Here is a 15,642-nt window from a genome sequence, read left to right on the forward strand (position 1 = left end):
AGAACAAATTCAAAATAAATAAAATTGAAAACAAGAATTGCTATTAATGGTTTTGGAAGAATTGGACGTAATTTGTTCCGATTGCTTTTGAATCATCCTACTATTGAAGTAGTTGCCATCAATGACATTGCGGATAACAAAACAATGGCACATTTGGTAAAATACGATAGCATTCACGGTGTTTTAAATCATAAGGTTTCGTTTTCTGAGGATTCGGTTATCATTGACGATAAATCCTACTTGTTTTTTCACGAAAGAGAAATTAAAAATTTAGATTGGAAATCCGCAAACGTAGATATTGTTATAGAATCGACTGGAAAATTCAAAACGTTTGAAGAAATTAACCAACACATTTTAGCTGGAGCGAAAAAGGTTATTCTTTCGGCACCGTCTGAAGTGGATGAAATAAAAACCGTTGTTTTAGGTGTAAATGAACACATTTTAGATGGAAGTGAAACCATAATTTCCAACGCAAGTTGTACGACAAATAACGCAGCTCCAATGATTAAAATCATTCAAGAATTGTGCGAAATTGAGCAAGCGTACATCACCACGGTTCACTCCTACACTACTGACCAGAGTTTACACGATCAACCGCATAAAGATTTACGCAGAGCTCGTGGAGCTGCACAATCGATTGTTCCTACAACAACTGGAGCAGCAAAAGCATTAACAAAAATTTTCCCAGAATTAGAAGGAAAAATGGGTGGTTGTGGTATTCGCGTTCCGGTTCCAGATGGTTCGTTGACCGATATTACTTTTAATGTAAAACGACAAGTTTCAATCGAGGAAATCAATCAAGCATTCAAAAAAGCTTCTGAAACTAATTTCAAAGGTATTTTAGATTACACCGAAGACCCAATCGTTTCTGTTGATATTATTGGGAATCAAAACTCTTGTTTATTTGACGCTCAACTAACTTCTGTTATTGACAAAATGGTAAAAATTGTAGGTTGGTACGACAACGAAATTGGCTATTCTTCTCGATTAATTGATTTAATTACATTCGTTTCTAAAAAATAAAGTTTTTATTATCGCTAAAAAACTTTAAATTGCAGGGTTAAATTTAACTCAGGCATTTCTTGATTAAACGACTTTTCATATTATTTCTATTCGTAACTATAAATGGTTACACACAGTCTGTCTACAAAGATGCTGGAAAAATAAGTGATAGCACCGATTATTACTTAGAAATTGGCTTGTTCAATAAAGAAGCCAAAAAATCCTATACTAAAGCTATTTTGTATACCGAAAAAGCTATTGAATATGCCAAAGCAAATAATCTAGACAACAAACTTGCTGACTGTTATTTGCAACTAGCCACCATTTTTTACGAACTTGAAAAAAATGATTTAGCAATCGATTATTACATCAGAGCTATTAGTATTTACAGTAAAGGAGAGCCTAATTCAAATATTGCGCTTTCCTACTATGGTTTAGGAAAATGCTATCTTAAGAAAAACAATATTGCTTTTGCTGAAATTTATTTTGAAAAGGCTACTGTTATTTACAAAAAATTAAATTTCCTTGAAGCTATTGAGTTAATTAACCTTCAAAAAGCTATTATTAAAAAAGAAAAAGGAAATATTAACGAAGCTAGTAACATTTTAAAAGGTGTTGTAGAAAATATAAGTGATGATGCGTTGCTAAGTACAAAAACCGAAGCATATATTCAGTTAGGAGAAATTGAAATTTTAAAGAAAAATTATCCGCAAGCCATTAACTATTTAAATCTTGCCAATCAAACAAACGAAGCTAATAATAACGATTATCAACTTACGAAGCGTATTTACAAACTCTTAAGTACGACTTATGAAAAAAACAAAAACATTTCAAGCTCTAATTTATATTTAAAAAAATATGCCGATTTAACGGATTCAATTGGTAAATATTACAACAATTACGTTGCTGAAAACACGGTTGATAAAATTCAATTTGACAAACAACTAAAGACGATTGAACAATTAGACAAAGAGAAAAAAAGTCAGCAAAAAACATTACGTTTTTCTAAGTTAATTAGTATTTTGAGTATTGCTTTGATCTCGATTTTATCGCTACTGAGTTTATCGTTATACAAAAACAATAAAATTAGAATTAGCACGAATAAACTTCTAAAGGAGAAAAACAGAGAATTAACTATAGAAAAAGATAAAGCAGAACGAGCATCAAAAGCAAGGGCTGATTTCTTATCAACCGTAAGTCACGAACTTCGTACTCCTTTAAATGCAATTAATGGGATTACTTATCTTTTATTGCAAGAAAAACCAAAAGCTAGTCAGTTAAATTACCTGAAATCACTTGAGTTTTCTGGAAATTATCTATTAAATTTCATTAATGACATTTTAGAAATCAATCGTTTGGAATCAGACAAAGTGGTGATTGAGAAAATCAATTTTAATTTATCTGAGCTTACTGAAAATATTGTAACTTCTTTCAAAGAATTCATTCACGAAAACAATATTAAATGTCATCTTCATATTGATAAATCTATTGACTTCAATTTAAAAGGCGACCCTACAAAACTTTCTCAAATTTTAATTAATTTATTAAATAATGCCATCAAATTCAGTAAAAATGGTGATGTTTGGTGCACCATCAAAAAGAGAGAAGAAACAGATGAAAATGTGACGCTTTATTTTGAAATTAAAGACAACGGAATCGGGATTCCAAAAGACAAACAAGACGCTATTTTTGATAGTTTTAGTCAAGGTTCGGTTGAAATTAACCGCACTTATGGCGGAACGGGTCTTGGACTTTCCATTGTGAAGAAAATCTTAGAATTAATGGGTAGTCAAATTCATCTTTACAGTGAATCTGGAAAAGGAAGTACTTTTAGTTTTGAATTACAATTTGAAAAAGGAATAGCAAACAAAGTAAAAGAAGAAGTTATAAAACCTTCTCAATCGCTATTGACTGAGAAAAAAGTATTATTAGTTGAGGACAACAAAATCAACCAAATGATTACACAGAAAATGCTTGAAAAAAGAGGTATTTCTTGCAATATTATAGATAATGGTGAAGATGCTATCGAAGATGTAAAGATCAACAACTATGATTTAATCCTTATGGACGTTCATTTACCAGGAATCAACGGAACAGAAGCTACCAGTGAAATTAGAAAATTCAACAACCATATTCCTATCGTGGCATTAACAGCAATCTCCTTAAATGAAAATAGAGAAATGCTCTTGTCCTATGGTATGAATGAAGTAATTACCAAACCTTTTGAACCAGAGCATTTCTTTACCATTGTTACCAAATACTTAACTAGTACTGAGCAATCAAATTCTTAATTAGATTTCTTACATGAGGCTCAGCTTTTTTAGCAGCTTCTAAAACCTCATCATGGTTAACTTCTTCAATATTATCTTCGTCACCCATATCCGTAATTACAGAAACTCCAAAGCATTCCATATTCATGTGACGCGCCACAATCACTTCTGGAACAGTTGACATTCCAACGCAATCAGCACCCAATACTTTTACCATTTTATATTCGGCAAGCGTTTCGAATGTTGGTCCTTGTAACCCTAAATAAATTCCTGTTTTCAGGTATAGATTTAAATCTTCAGCCAATTCAAATGCTTTTTCAATCATAGCTTTAGAATACGGTTCGCTCATATTTACGAATCTTGGTCCAAAACGTTCATCGTTATGTCCTCTTAAAGGATGTTCAGGCATCATATTAATATGATCTGTAATAACAACAACATCTCCAACAACATATTCCGGATTAACACCTCCCGAAGCATTTGACACAACTAACTTCTCAACTCCTAAATATTTCATCACACGAACTGGAAACGTTACTTGTTTCATATCGTATCCTTCATAAAAATGAAAACGTCCTTGCATCGCCACTACTTTTTTTCCTTGAATCGTTCCAAAAACCAAAGCACCTTGATGACCTTGCACCGTTGAAACTGGAAAATTTGGAATTTCCGAATAAGGCAAAGTATGTTCGATTGCAATATCTGCTGTAAATCCACCTAATCCTGAACCTAAAATCACGCCGTATTCTGGAGTGAAATTGGTTTTATCTTTAATGTAACTAACTGTTTCTTGAACTTTGTCCCACATAATCTTCTATCGTTTTATCAATGTTTGTATTTAAAAAAGTTGATTTTATTGGTAAATAAAACAATTGCGCTTTTGGCAATAATCCGTTTAAACGAACAAAATCTTTTTCTGTTGTAATTATTTTTCTTCCGTTGGCCTTTGCCAAAATTTGTTCACAATCTTGCTTCGAAAAATGATGATGATCTGGAAATACCAAAGTTTCATCTGTTTCATTTTTTAGAAAATCGAAGAATAATTTAGGTTTTGCAATTCCGGCCACCAACACTTTGCTTTCCGATTGAATTTCCGAAACCAACAATTGACTATCATTTCCAAAAACAAAATCGTCGTACTGAATTGTAGTAAAGAAAACTTCCTGCTTTACCTTTAACTTTTCTCTGATTTTCTGCTGCGCAATTTCGGACAAATCATTCGGACATTTTGTGACAATTATCATATCGGCACGTTTTTTTCCTGAAGAAGGTTCGCGTAAATTCCCGAAAGGCAAAATATAATCATCACAGAACAAATCATCGTAAGCCGTGAGCAAAATATAAAATCCTGCTTTTACTTTTCTGTGCTGAAAAGCGTCGTCTAGTAAAATAACATCAGGTTTGTTTGAAAGCTGTAGTAAATTTTCAATTCCGTTTTTTCTATTCGCATCAACTGCTACTTGAATATTTGGAAATTTCGAATAAAACTGAAATGGTTCATCACCAATAGAACTCGCACTAGCATTTTCATCAGCTAAAACAAAACCTTCGGTTGAACGTTTATAACCGCGACTCAAAACCGAAACTTTATATTTATCAGAAAGCAATCGGATTAAATATTCGATTTGAGGTGTTTTTCCTGTTCCGCCAACACTTAGATTTCCTACTGCAATTATAGGTATATCAAAAGAAGAACTCTTGAAAATGCCTTTGTCATACAGCCAATTTCGGATATAAGTAATGAGCCAATACAAAAAGGCCAAAGGGAAAAGTATTTTTCGTAACAAAATCATATTACGAAAGTATAATAAATTATCTTTATATTAAAGTTTATGCTATTTATCATTTCATTTCTAACGACTATTTCGTTAATTTGTATAAACATTTTTTAAATTTCGTATCATGAAACTTTCCAATATACTTTCGGTTCTTGAAGAAATGGCGCCACTAGGTTATGCCGAAGATTTTGATAATGTTGGGCTTTTAGTTGGAAATCCGAATCAGGAAATTGATGGCGTTTTAGTTTGTCATGATGCATTGGAATCGGTGATTGATGAGGCGATTTCTAAAAAATGTAATTTGGTCGTTTGCTTCCATCCTATTTTGTTTTCGGGAATTAAGAAAATTACGGGTAAAAATTATGTGGAACGTGCGATTTTAAAAGCAATTAAAAATGACATTGCGATTTATGCGGTTCATACTTCGTTAGACAATCATCAAAAAGGTGTAAATAAAATCTTCTGTGATGCATTAGGATTGAAACATTCGAAAGTGTTGATTCCGAAAGAAAATTACATTCAAAAATTGGTTACCTATACGATTCCTGAAAACTTTGAAAAATTAAGAAACGCTTTGTTTGATGCCGGCGCTGGAACTATTGGGAATTATGAAGATTGTAGTTTTAATTCGAAAGGAATTGGAACCTATTTAGGAAATGAAAATTCGAATCCGCAAATTGGTGAACGATTTGAATTTGTAGAAAACGAAGAAATTAAAATTGAAATGACGTTTGAAAAGCATTTACAAGGTAAAATTTTAAAGGCTTTATTCAAAAATCATGCATACGAAGAAGTCGCTTACGAAATTTACCAATTGGAAAACAAACATCAAAATATTGGTTTGGGACGCGTTGGTGAGTTCGAAAATCCACTTTCTGAAACCGAATTTTTGCAATTGGTTAAAGAAAAATTGCAATGTGAAGGCATTAGACATTCCGCTTTTACAGGAAAATCAATAAAAAAAGTAGCAGTTTTAGGAGGAAGCGGAAGTTTTGCTATTAAAAATGCAATTGCTTCAGGAGCAGATGCTTACCTTACGGCCGACTTAAAATACCACCAATTCTATGAAGCTGAAAATCAATTACTTTTGGCAGATATTGGACATTTTGAAAGCGAAAGATTTACAAAAAATTATATTGTTGATTTTCTTAAAGAAAAAATCACTAATTTTGCAATCATTTTATCAGAAGAAAATACAAATCCAGTTAAGTACTTTTAAATATGGCGACAATCAAAGAGCTAAATGTAGAAGATAAGTTAAGAGCCCTTTATGCTTTACAACTAGTTGATTCTAAAATAGACGAAATAAGAAATGTAAGAGGAGAATTGCCTCTTGAAGTAGAAGATTTAGAAGATGAAGTAGCGGGACTTTCTACTCGTTTAGAAAAACTAAAAAGCGATTTAGAAACTATTGATGAGCAAATCAAAGTAAAGAAAAACGCTATCGACGAACACAAAGCTGCGATTAAAAAATATTTAGAGCAACAAAAAAACGTTCGTAATAATAGAGAATTCAACTCTTTAACTAAAGAAGTGGAGTTTCAGGAATTGGAAATTCAATTAGCTGAAAAACACATTAAAGAAATGAAAGCTTCTATTGAGCACAAAAAAGAAGTAGTAGCTCAAACTAAAGAAAAATTAGACGGAAAACAAACCCACTTAAAACATAAAAAAGCGGAATTAAGCGATATTATGGCTGAAACTGAAAAAGAAGAAAACTTCTTATTAGGTAAATCAGAAGAATTAAGAGGTCAAATCGAAGAGCGTTTATTAGCTGCTTACGACAGAATTAGAAATAGTGTTAGAAATGGTTTAGCGGTTGTTTCTATTGAGCGTGGCGCTTCTGCTGGTTCATTCTTTACAATTCCACCACAAACGCAAATGGAAATTGCAGCTCGCAAAAAAATCATTACAGATGAGCACAGTGGAAGAATCTTAGTAGACGGTGTTTTAGCTGACGAAGAAAAAGAAAAAATGGAAAAATTATTTGCTAGCATCTAATTGAAACCTTTTCCAAATAAATGAAAGTCCTTTTTTTAAAAGGGCTTTTTTTTGTTTTTTAACGCAAAGACGCAAAGTTTTTTCGCAAAGTTCGCAAAGCTTATTTTTCTGTAGAAAACTTGCTATTCACTATTCACTACTCACTATTTACTAAAAAAACCTATCTTTGCACCATGGAAGAAAATACAACACGAATCAACAAATTTTTATCGGAAATCGGTTTTTGTTCTCGTAGAGAGGCTGATCGATTGATTGAGCAAGGAAGAGTTACTATTAACGGAAAGATTCCGGAAATGGGCACTAAAGTTACGCCTGGTGATGAAGTTCGTGTGAATGGTGAATTGGTTCAACAAAAGAATGAGAAACCTATTTATTTAGCGTTTTACAAACCTGCTGGCATTGAATGTACGACTAATTTAAGCGTACGAGACAATATTGTAGATTTCATCAATTATCCAGAGCGTATTTTTCCTATTGGCCGATTAGATAAAGCCAGTGAAGGTTTGATTTTCATGACGAATGATGGCGATATTGTAAACAAAATTCTTCGTGCGAGAAACAACCACGAAAAAGAATATATTGTAACCGTAAACAAACCGATTACGGATCGATTTATTGATCGAATGGCAAACGGAATTCCGATTTTAGAAACGATTACCAAGAAATGTAAAGTAGAACAAATTAGCAAATACGTTTTCCGAATTATTTTAACACAAGGTTTGAATAGACAAATTCGTAGAATGTGTGAATATTTAGATTACGAAGTAACCGCTTTAAAACGTACCCGCATTATCAACATTTCATTAGACGTACAAGAAGGCAAATACCGAAACTTAACGGATGCCGAAGTTGCCGAATTGAACCAATTAATTGCTCCTTCAAGCAAAACGGAAGAAGCGAGTTTACCGAGCAATAAAGGTAAGTTTACTGGGAAAAGGAATTATGGGGAGAGGAATAGATAAGAACTTTTGATTTAAAAATTTAGCCAGAGTATTAGATAATCTTACTTAACATTTTTACTTGACGGAGTTCTTACAAGTGAATGGATTATCTCTCTACTTTTTAAATCTAATAAATCAAAATATTCAAAATCATTAATTGTTTGATTTTTATAATAGAACACTTCTGATTGTTTAAAAAAGGTTTGGGTTCCTTGTTTAATAAAGTTAAATTTTATCTTATTATTAGGAAATACTTCATAGACAAATTCTATTTTTTCTGTAGAAGAAATTATAAGATTTCCTGTTCCATTAATTCCGAATTCTATCTTATGGCACTTGTAACAGTTAAATCCATTTTCAATTAAGAAATCCCAATTACCTGTAATGAAATTTTTATTATCAATTGCGATATTATTTATTTCATCCTTACAACTAATGAAGAATTGAACAAAAATTAAAATTAATAGAATTTTTTTCATAAGTGCTATTTATAATTGTCAATAACTTTTTCTATTCACAATTTACAAAACCCATTTCAAAACAAAATGTGGAAATCCGTAATGTTATAAACATTTTAAATTGCTACCTCCATCACATAATCATCCATAACATAACCATTTCCAATATCAATAACTTCGTCTTTTACTTTTGTAAAGCCTAGTTTATTGTAAAAATGTATGGCGTTGTTGTATTTGTTAACGTTTAAGAAAATGGCACTTTGTTCGTTTTCAATGGCTTTTTCTTTTACGAGTTCAAAAAACTGTCTGCCTAAACCGGTTCCTTGAGTTTCGGGTAACACGTATATTTTGTGGATTTTGGTTTTATTGGGTTCGCAATTGATTTCATAGGAAACAAAACCTACGTAATTATCGTTATCATCTTGTACTAAATAAAAAACGTGTCCTTTTTGTATTAATTCGCGCAAAGCGGTTTCATTGTAAAATTTGTTAATCATGTAATCTAATTGCGCTTTTGACAAGATTTCTCCATAGGCTACAGGCCAAATTTTCTTGGTTAAGTCGATAACCACATTTAATTGTTCTATTTTACAAAGTACTATTTTCATACTGCTAAAATAAAAACAAAAAGGGCCAACCTCGAAAGATTGACCCTTTTTTATTTAAAAAACTTAACTTTATTTTTTAATTACTTTGATTTCAGTTTGGTTTCCACCTGCGTTTACTTTTACAATATACATTGCAGCAGCTAATTCAGACATGTTCACCTCAACTTCAGTTTGATTTGGCGTAATTTGTTTCACCAATCTTCCACTTAAGTCATAAACGTTAATAGCAGTAATTTCTTCATTATATCTAATTGATAAAATGTCTACAACTGGATTAGGATAAACTGTTAAAGCATTCACATCAAAAGAAGAAGTTCCTAAAGTAGTAACATCAAAACATGTACTTCTTGTAGTACAACCGTTTTTAGTTACATCCACAGCATAACTACCAATTGCAGTTGCTGTATATGATTGTGAAGTTTCACCTGGAATTATAGTGTAAACTGGACCAGCACTACAAGTGTACCATTGGTAAGTTGCACCAGCTTCAGCAGCTGTTAATGTATCATCTACACGAGAAACTGTAGCATTTGGTAATGCATTTACGGTAACGTTTACGGTATTACTATTAAAACATCCTGTAGCAGCATTTGTAGAAGTAGCAGTATAAGTTTGACTACCTACTGTTGATGATTTCACATATACAGTTGCAGCACTACTTCCAGCAATATAAGGAGTTGTAGCCGCAGCATCAGTATATAAATCGGTAACAGGAGTCCAAGTAATATTGTTTGCTGATTTAATAATTCTTACGTTATCAATTAACCAACCATAATAGTTAGTAGATGTATCAGTAGTATATCTAAATCTAATTCTGAATTGATTACTTGTCAAGGCAGCAGCTGGCACGTTAATAGTTTCTGTTTTCCATAGAGACGTTGCAGGACCAGTTCCTGGAGTTGAACCAGATCCTGTGAAAGTACTAATCCAATCTGCATAACTTCTAGTTGAAAAACGAATATTCGTATTAAATACAGCAGCATTAGCTGAACCTGAATAATTTGCAACCGGTATTAAATTCCATGTAGAACCACCGTCTGTAGAATACTCTATTATACCAAAATCATATGATGTTGTTGGACTTTCCATAGCTGCAATATGAGAGAATACAATTGAAGCTGAAGCAGATCCAGTTAAATCAATATTAGAATTTAATTGATAACTTACATTTGCACTAGTAGAGGCAGTAGAAAATAAAACTGAACCTGTACCTTCACTATAGTAAGTAGTATTAAGAGTTGCAGAACCAGTACCAGCAGTATTGACTACAGAAAAATTAGCTGGTAGAGCATTCATTGTTTCTGTAAATAAGTTTGAATTAAAATTACCTCCAGTAGCTGTAATTGCAATCGCAGTGTTTTCACAAGCCGAAACAGGACTTACAGGAGTAAAGCTAATAGCACTCGGAATTGGATTAACGTTAACTGTGTAAGTAGCAGTTGCAGCACAAAGAGCTCCTGAAGTTTGACTAGCCGTTAAAGTATAAACAGTTGAAACAGTTGGATTAAATGTCCATCCCGTTACAGCATCACCACTAACTCCTGTTGCTGGACTCCAAGCAAAAGTATCATAATCACCAGAACCCGCAGTTAAAGTAACTGTACCTGATGTAACACCAGAACAAATTGTAGTGGAAACACCACTTAAAGTTAAAGCAGGAGGAGAAGAAACAGTAGCTACTACTGGAACTCTTCCAGAAGTACAAGCAGCAGGTCCTCCAAATATTACATTAAGTCTATTTACAGATAAAGTACCTGTTGTTGTAGTACCTGTATAACTATTTACCCATAAAACTTTATTATCTGCAGTAGCAGTATAATAAGTTTGTGAATTATTTATTGCATCAGCACCGTCATGTGTTACGTTTACAACAATATTAGACACTCCATCCCAAACATAAGGAGTCGCAAATGTAATTGTTTGCCATCCACTTGCAGTATGAGTATAAGTTGAAGGACCATAAACAGTTGTAAATCCAGTAGTTGCTAAGAAAGTTGTATTTGCAAAATTACTACCAGCAGTTGTTCCAATACTTACAGTAAAATTAGCATTTGTTGCAGCATCTCCTAGAGAAGAAATGTTATATGCCATTGAAGTAATATTACCAGCACTTAATCCGGCTGCGGTTAATTCTGCTGCCGTATAAATTGTTTGACTCCAATAGTTTGGCCATCTGTTGCAAAATGCCGTTGGCTGAGCAGTAGCTCCAGTTAAAGTACCACCTGTTCCAACAGTAATAAAACCTGGAGCAGCAGTTGTTGCAGCAGCATAATAAGTAGTGGTAGCACTAATTGAAGGAGTCGTAAATAAATTACCTGAAGCTAATGAAGTACCACCTGTTGCAGCTGCGAACCAATTAATAGTTGCACCAGCACTCGGTGTTGCACTTAAATCAACAGTTCCGGTTCCACATCTTGCACCAGGTACCGTTGCAGTTACTTCATTTGCAAAAGTTATTTGTACTGGAGTTGATACAGCTGTTGAAGGACCCGTAGCACAAGTTACTTCACATCTGAAGTAAGTTGCAGCAGTTGGTACCGTAGAATAAGTAGGATTCGTAGCAGAAGCTATAGGAGAATAAGTTATTCCATCAGGTGATGAGAACCATTGATATGTAACCCCTGAACCCGTTGTTAAATTTTGCAAACTTAAAGTTACAGAAGTTCCTGAACAAATAGCATTAGTTGAAGCAATTGTATTACCAGGAGTTGGTGTTCCAACACAAGCATTAGAATCTGCATAACTTAAAAAACCTGTATAACTTGCGCTCAATACTGGTGTAGTTGATTGAGTTGAAACTCCTGCAACTGCAGTAGCAACAGAACCAAAAGTACTTGTATATAAACCACTAGCTGAAGGTGCTTGAACTGGAATGCTTGTTGTTAAAATTCCAGCATCACCTACTCTTACATTAATATCATTAATTGTTCCAGATATTAATGGTAATTCCCATCTTCTATTAGTTGCCATGTTTGTAATTGCAGCACTTTGTGTACCTGTATTCGTATCAAAAGTTTCAGCTTTCATTACAGTTACAGCAGTAGTAGCTGGAGCTGCCCAAACTGGAGCGTAAGCTACTTTACCAACAGGAAATAATAAATAATTTGTATTTGCATTAGCATTAGCAATAGTTCTAGCGAAAGGACCTCTAACCATGTTAGTTGCACTTGGCGCACCTGCTAAAGTTCCTGCTGCCGCTGCAGTTCCTAATGATAATAAATTTGTGTTTGTAGTATTAATAATACCAGAAGTCATTGTTAATGTACCACTAACAGATAAAGGCACACTTAACGTTACACCTGTAGCATTAGTATTATTAACCGTTAATGAAGTTAAGTTTGCCGTTGGAGCAGCAGCTAAGTTTCTATAAACTCCTGCACCTCCAATAGTTTGTGCGTTTGTAGTTGCAGCAACAGTTCCATTAGCATAACTTGCTAAACCTAATTCTGTTGTAGAAGTAAAAATTCCATTATTAGTAATATTACCAGCAACATAAGAAGTACCAAATAAAATTTCAGAACTTGGTTGAATAAGTACATTTCCACTAAAACCTAAGGAATAAGTTGTAGTTACAATTCTATTAGTTCCACCTAAAGTATTCACTTCTAAATTACCGAATAAGATTCTATTAGAACCTGCCCATGTATTTAATCTAAATCCATTAGTAGCATTACCACCTGCATCAGTTGAAACACCATCACCTAATTTAAGTGTATGTGTATTTGGAACATTCACATGTGCTGTACTATTATTGTAAGCAATTGTATTAGATGCTGAAGTATTAGCATGTGGATCTAAAATAGTAAGAACACCGCCTGTCCAGTTAATAAATTGAGAATTCAATTGAACAATAGCTGTAGATGCAGGTACAGAATTTGCTGCATTACCACCATCATTCCCGTCAACTAGAATATCACCTCCACTCTGATTGAAAATCGAAGCTGCATTATGAACCATATTACCATTAACTGCTAAAAGTCCACCTGAAACAGTCAAAGTACCATTATTAGTTAAAGTATTATTATTTAATGTACAACCCACTGTTAAATCACCAGCAGAAACAACTAAAGTTCCTCCTGTTGCAATAGTAACACCTTTTGCTAAATTACCAGAAGTTGAAGAAGTAACCGTATGTCCATTAGCAATTACAGCTACATCAGCACATGTAGGAACCACTCCTCCATTCCAAGTACTTGTTGAATTCCAATCGCCTGATGCAATTGAAACAACAGGTACATCAGCAGCATTAACTCCAAGATACAATCCAGTAGCAGATGTTAAATCAGCAGTTGTAATTCCACTTCTTTGACCATATGGAGCACTAGAAGTATTAACATGAGTTCCTGATAAAGCTACATTTTGCCCTAAAACTCTTGCCCCAGTTGCCGTAGTAAAAAAGGCACCTGGCGTAAACATTGTTACCCAGTTAGAAGTTGCAGCTGGAGTTGTTCCATCCAATGTAACCACAAAATTTCCATCCCATCTATTAGTTATAGTTGCAGCACCATCTGTAATATTTAAACCTGTAGTACTAGTTGTAGCATTATTATATGTTACTGCATATTTTCCTCCAACGGTTGGAGTTGTTCTTCCAAGATAAAAAATTCTTTGCTCACCAGTAGGTGAGTAAAAAGGATATCTACCAGCAGCTCCAGCTGGAATTGTTGTTGGACCAGAAGTAGTATAACCCGTTCCTCCTGAAGTCCACCATCTAGAAAAAGTTCCGTTTAAAAAACCTCCATTTGTAAATGCAAATGTATTACCAGTTGAAGTTGCACTAACACCATAATTAATTTTATTACCCCCTAAATCAATCTTAGCATTTGATATTGTTAAATTATATTCAACACTAATATCATCAAATCCCCAGTTAATATTTGGAATTGCAGTTGATGTATTACTAAAAATTAAATTTCTAATTTTATTGTTAGCAAACGTTCCAGAACCAGTAATTGATTGAACTGTAGTTCCATTTAATGTCAAACTTCCTGCAGTTGTTGCACCAATTGACAAATCGATATTTCCATCATTCACTATATTTCCGGAAACAACTATAGCTTTACCAGTTGTACCGTTAAATACAAGAAACTCTCCTCCCGCTTCAACAGTTAAATTACCATTCACATTAAAAGTAGTTGGTGTTACACCAAACTCTAAAGACCCTTGAACCGTTAAGTTATTAATTGATAAACTTGCCGCATCAATTGTCACAGTATGTGCCGCCACAATTGCACTATCTGCTCCTGTAGGAACAGCATTTGCATCCCATGTTGCAGGATTTGTCCAGTTACCATTAGCAACCGAAATAAAAATTCCAGGAGCGTTTGTTACCTGAGAGCCGGATATTTCAGATGAAAAAACAGCCTCTGTTATTGCTTGAACCTTGTAATAATATAATGTACTAGATAACAAACCAGTTTGAATAGAATTATATGCACCTCCTGTCGCTGCAGTTGAAGTTGATGCCACAATTGTTGTAACAACATTTGTAGTAAAAGTTGCATCCGAAGCTCTTGTTACTAAAAACCCGACTTCATTTGTAGAATTATCAACCCAATTTACAGTAGTTCCCGCTGAAGTAATTCCCGAAAATGTTAGTGTAGTAGGAGCTGAAACTGGCAATGTAGATGGTGTAAATACGTAAGTTCTTCTTGAACCATTTGCACTTGAATCTAAATTTGCAATTGCAGCTACTGTGTAAGTATTGTTTACAAAAGCAGTACCATTAGTTGTGAGCGCATTTGTTGAAGAAGTTATAGATGCAATTTTACCTGCTACTGCTCCGCCTGAAAAACCAATTATTGGACCAGTAGTAAAAGTATCAGCAACAGCCATTGCTCCATAAACAAATTCAACAACCCCCGAAGTTTCATAAATTCTAGCTTGGTAAGTTCCATTCGCAGTGGAAGAACCCCAATCCATCTCCATATTTAACCATTCTACAACAAGAGTTCTGTTTGGAGCAGAACCAACTACCTTATAATGCACTTTACCAGTTGCACTAGTAGCTTGATCACCACCAAAAGGCGCAATAAACATTGTTGTAGCCGAACCAGCATTAGTAGTACCAGATGTACCGATTGCAACATTCCCTAAAGTCATAGCTCCATTCGAGTTCGCTGAGAAATTAGTTTGCAATACACCCATACCATAAAAGTTAAAACCTATCGGATTAACTGCAGATGCTGCATCATCAACACCTGAACCATGCAATAAAGTTGTACCTGTTGACATATCAACAGTATTTCCATTAGCATCAAGAACTAATGAACCCGTTGTTGATGTACTAAAGACATAATTTGTTACTGTTTGTCCTTGTACAAAAACAAAAGAAAACAACATCAAGAATACAGGAACAAATGAAAGCCATTTGCTTTCTTTAACCGTGTACGATGCTTCTTTTTGCTTTGAAGAATTTGTTGAACATGTTTCATTTAGCATGTCAACGGAATCGTAATTGTGTTTCATAAAATAATTTTGTTGATTAGTTTCTTAATGTAAAACATGAATTTTACAAAAAGCTACACAATTTCCAAAAAAAAACAATTACTTGAAGAAATGAACGATGAAATACGTAATTAGTC

Annotated in this window: 10 protein-coding genes; 5 read left to right on the top strand and 5 right to left on the bottom strand. The window is 33.8% G+C overall.

Annotation, left to right across the window (positions count from 1 at the left end; translation table 11 throughout):
- Positions 1–24 precede the first annotated feature (24 nt).
- Positions 25–1,023: a type I glyceraldehyde-3-phosphate dehydrogenase gene (gene gap, locus IM755_RS00305; RefSeq protein WP_194093100.1), complete on the top strand. Its 999-nt coding sequence runs from the start codon at positions 25–27 to the stop codon at positions 1,021–1,023.
- 59 nt (positions 1,024–1,082) lie between these two features.
- Positions 1,083–3,293 carry a tetratricopeptide repeat-containing hybrid sensor histidine kinase/response regulator gene (locus IM755_RS00310; protein ID WP_228063865.1) on the top strand — a complete coding sequence of 737 codons (2,211 nt, stop codon included), beginning with the start codon at positions 1,083–1,085 and terminating at the stop codon, positions 3,291–3,293.
- On the opposite strand, the gene IM755_RS00315 is transcribed toward IM755_RS00310, so the two are convergent.
- Both IM755_RS00315 and lpxK read right to left on the bottom strand, forming a co-directional pair.
- Positions 3,268–4,080 (bottom strand): purine-nucleoside phosphorylase, encoded by an 813-nt coding sequence (locus IM755_RS00315; RefSeq protein WP_194093101.1) that lies wholly within the window; start codon positions 4,078–4,080, stop codon positions 3,268–3,270. The two genes, IM755_RS00310 and IM755_RS00315, sit on opposite strands and share 26 nt — an antisense overlap.
- A complete protein-coding gene (lpxK, locus tag IM755_RS00320) occupies positions 4,052–5,065 on the bottom strand; it encodes a tetraacyldisaccharide 4'-kinase (RefSeq protein WP_194093102.1) in 1,014 nt (337 codons plus the stop codon). The genes IM755_RS00315 and lpxK overlap by 29 nt, the downstream gene beginning before the upstream one ends.
- A gap of 109 nt (positions 5,066–5,174) precedes the next feature.
- Between lpxK and IM755_RS00325 the strand changes: the two genes are divergently transcribed.
- The 3 genes from IM755_RS00325 (at position 5,175) to rluF (ending at position 8,013) form a co-directional block, all read left to right on the top strand.
- Positions 5,175–6,269, top strand: a complete 1,095-nt coding sequence (locus IM755_RS00325) for a Nif3-like dinuclear metal center hexameric protein (protein ID WP_194093103.1) — start codon at positions 5,175–5,177, stop codon at positions 6,267–6,269.
- Between the two features lie 2 nt (positions 6,270–6,271).
- Positions 6,272–7,051: a zinc ribbon domain-containing protein gene (locus IM755_RS00330; RefSeq protein WP_194093104.1), complete on the top strand. Its 780-nt coding sequence runs from the start codon at positions 6,272–6,274 to the stop codon at positions 7,049–7,051.
- A gap of 173 nt (positions 7,052–7,224) precedes the next feature.
- Positions 7,225–8,013, top strand: a complete 789-nt coding sequence (gene rluF, locus IM755_RS00335) for a 23S rRNA pseudouridine(2604) synthase RluF (protein ID WP_194093105.1) — start codon at positions 7,225–7,227, stop codon at positions 8,011–8,013.
- A 41-nt stretch (positions 8,014–8,054) separates the two neighbouring features.
- On the opposite strand, the gene IM755_RS00340 is transcribed toward rluF, so the two are convergent.
- From IM755_RS00340 to IM755_RS00350, 3 genes are all read right to left on the bottom strand, one after another.
- Positions 8,055–8,471: a hypothetical protein gene (locus tag IM755_RS00340; protein ID WP_194093106.1), complete on the bottom strand. Its 417-nt coding sequence runs from the start codon at positions 8,469–8,471 to the stop codon at positions 8,055–8,057.
- A gap of 95 nt (positions 8,472–8,566) precedes the next feature.
- The gene (locus IM755_RS00345; RefSeq protein WP_194093107.1) at positions 8,567–9,058 is read right to left on the bottom strand and encodes a GNAT family N-acetyltransferase; all 492 of its coding nucleotides are present in this window, start codon (positions 9,056–9,058) and stop codon (positions 8,567–8,569) included.
- A gap of 69 nt (positions 9,059–9,127) precedes the next feature.
- Positions 9,128–15,526 carry an Ig-like domain-containing protein gene (locus tag IM755_RS00350; protein WP_194093108.1) on the bottom strand — a complete coding sequence of 2,133 codons (6,399 nt, stop codon included), beginning with the start codon at positions 15,524–15,526 and terminating at the stop codon, positions 9,128–9,130.
- Positions 15,527–15,642: the final 116 nt, after the last annotated feature.

Origin of the sequence: Flavobacterium proteolyticum (assembly GCF_015223105.1) — a bacterium.
Classification (GTDB): Bacteria; Bacteroidota; Bacteroidia; order Flavobacteriales; family Flavobacteriaceae; genus Flavobacterium; species Flavobacterium proteolyticum.

Excerpts from the sequence above, each read along its gene's own strand:
- IM755_RS00345 (WP_194093107.1), bottom strand. The coding sequence starts at position 9,058 with ATGAAAATAGTACTTTGTAAAATAGAACAATTAAATGTGGTTATCGAC.
- IM755_RS00325 (WP_194093103.1), top strand. The coding sequence starts at position 5,175 with ATGAAACTTTCCAATATACTTTCGGTTCTTGAAGAAATGGCGCCACTA.
- rluF (WP_194093105.1), top strand. The coding sequence starts at position 7,225 with ATGGAAGAAAATACAACACGAATCAACAAATTTTTATCGGAAATCGGT.
- IM755_RS00330 (WP_194093104.1), top strand. The coding sequence starts at position 6,272 with ATGGCGACAATCAAAGAGCTAAATGTAGAAGATAAGTTAAGAGCCCTT.
- IM755_RS00315 (WP_194093101.1), bottom strand. The coding sequence starts at position 4,080 with ATGTGGGACAAAGTTCAAGAAACAGTTAGTTACATTAAAGATAAAACC.
- IM755_RS00350 (WP_194093108.1), bottom strand. The coding sequence starts at position 15,526 with ATGAAACACAATTACGATTCCGTTGACATGCTAAATGAAACATGTTCA.
- IM755_RS00340 (WP_194093106.1), bottom strand. The coding sequence starts at position 8,471 with ATGAAAAAAATTCTATTAATTTTAATTTTTGTTCAATTCTTCATTAGT.
- lpxK (WP_194093102.1), bottom strand. The coding sequence starts at position 5,065 with ATGATTTTGTTACGAAAAATACTTTTCCCTTTGGCCTTTTTGTATTGG.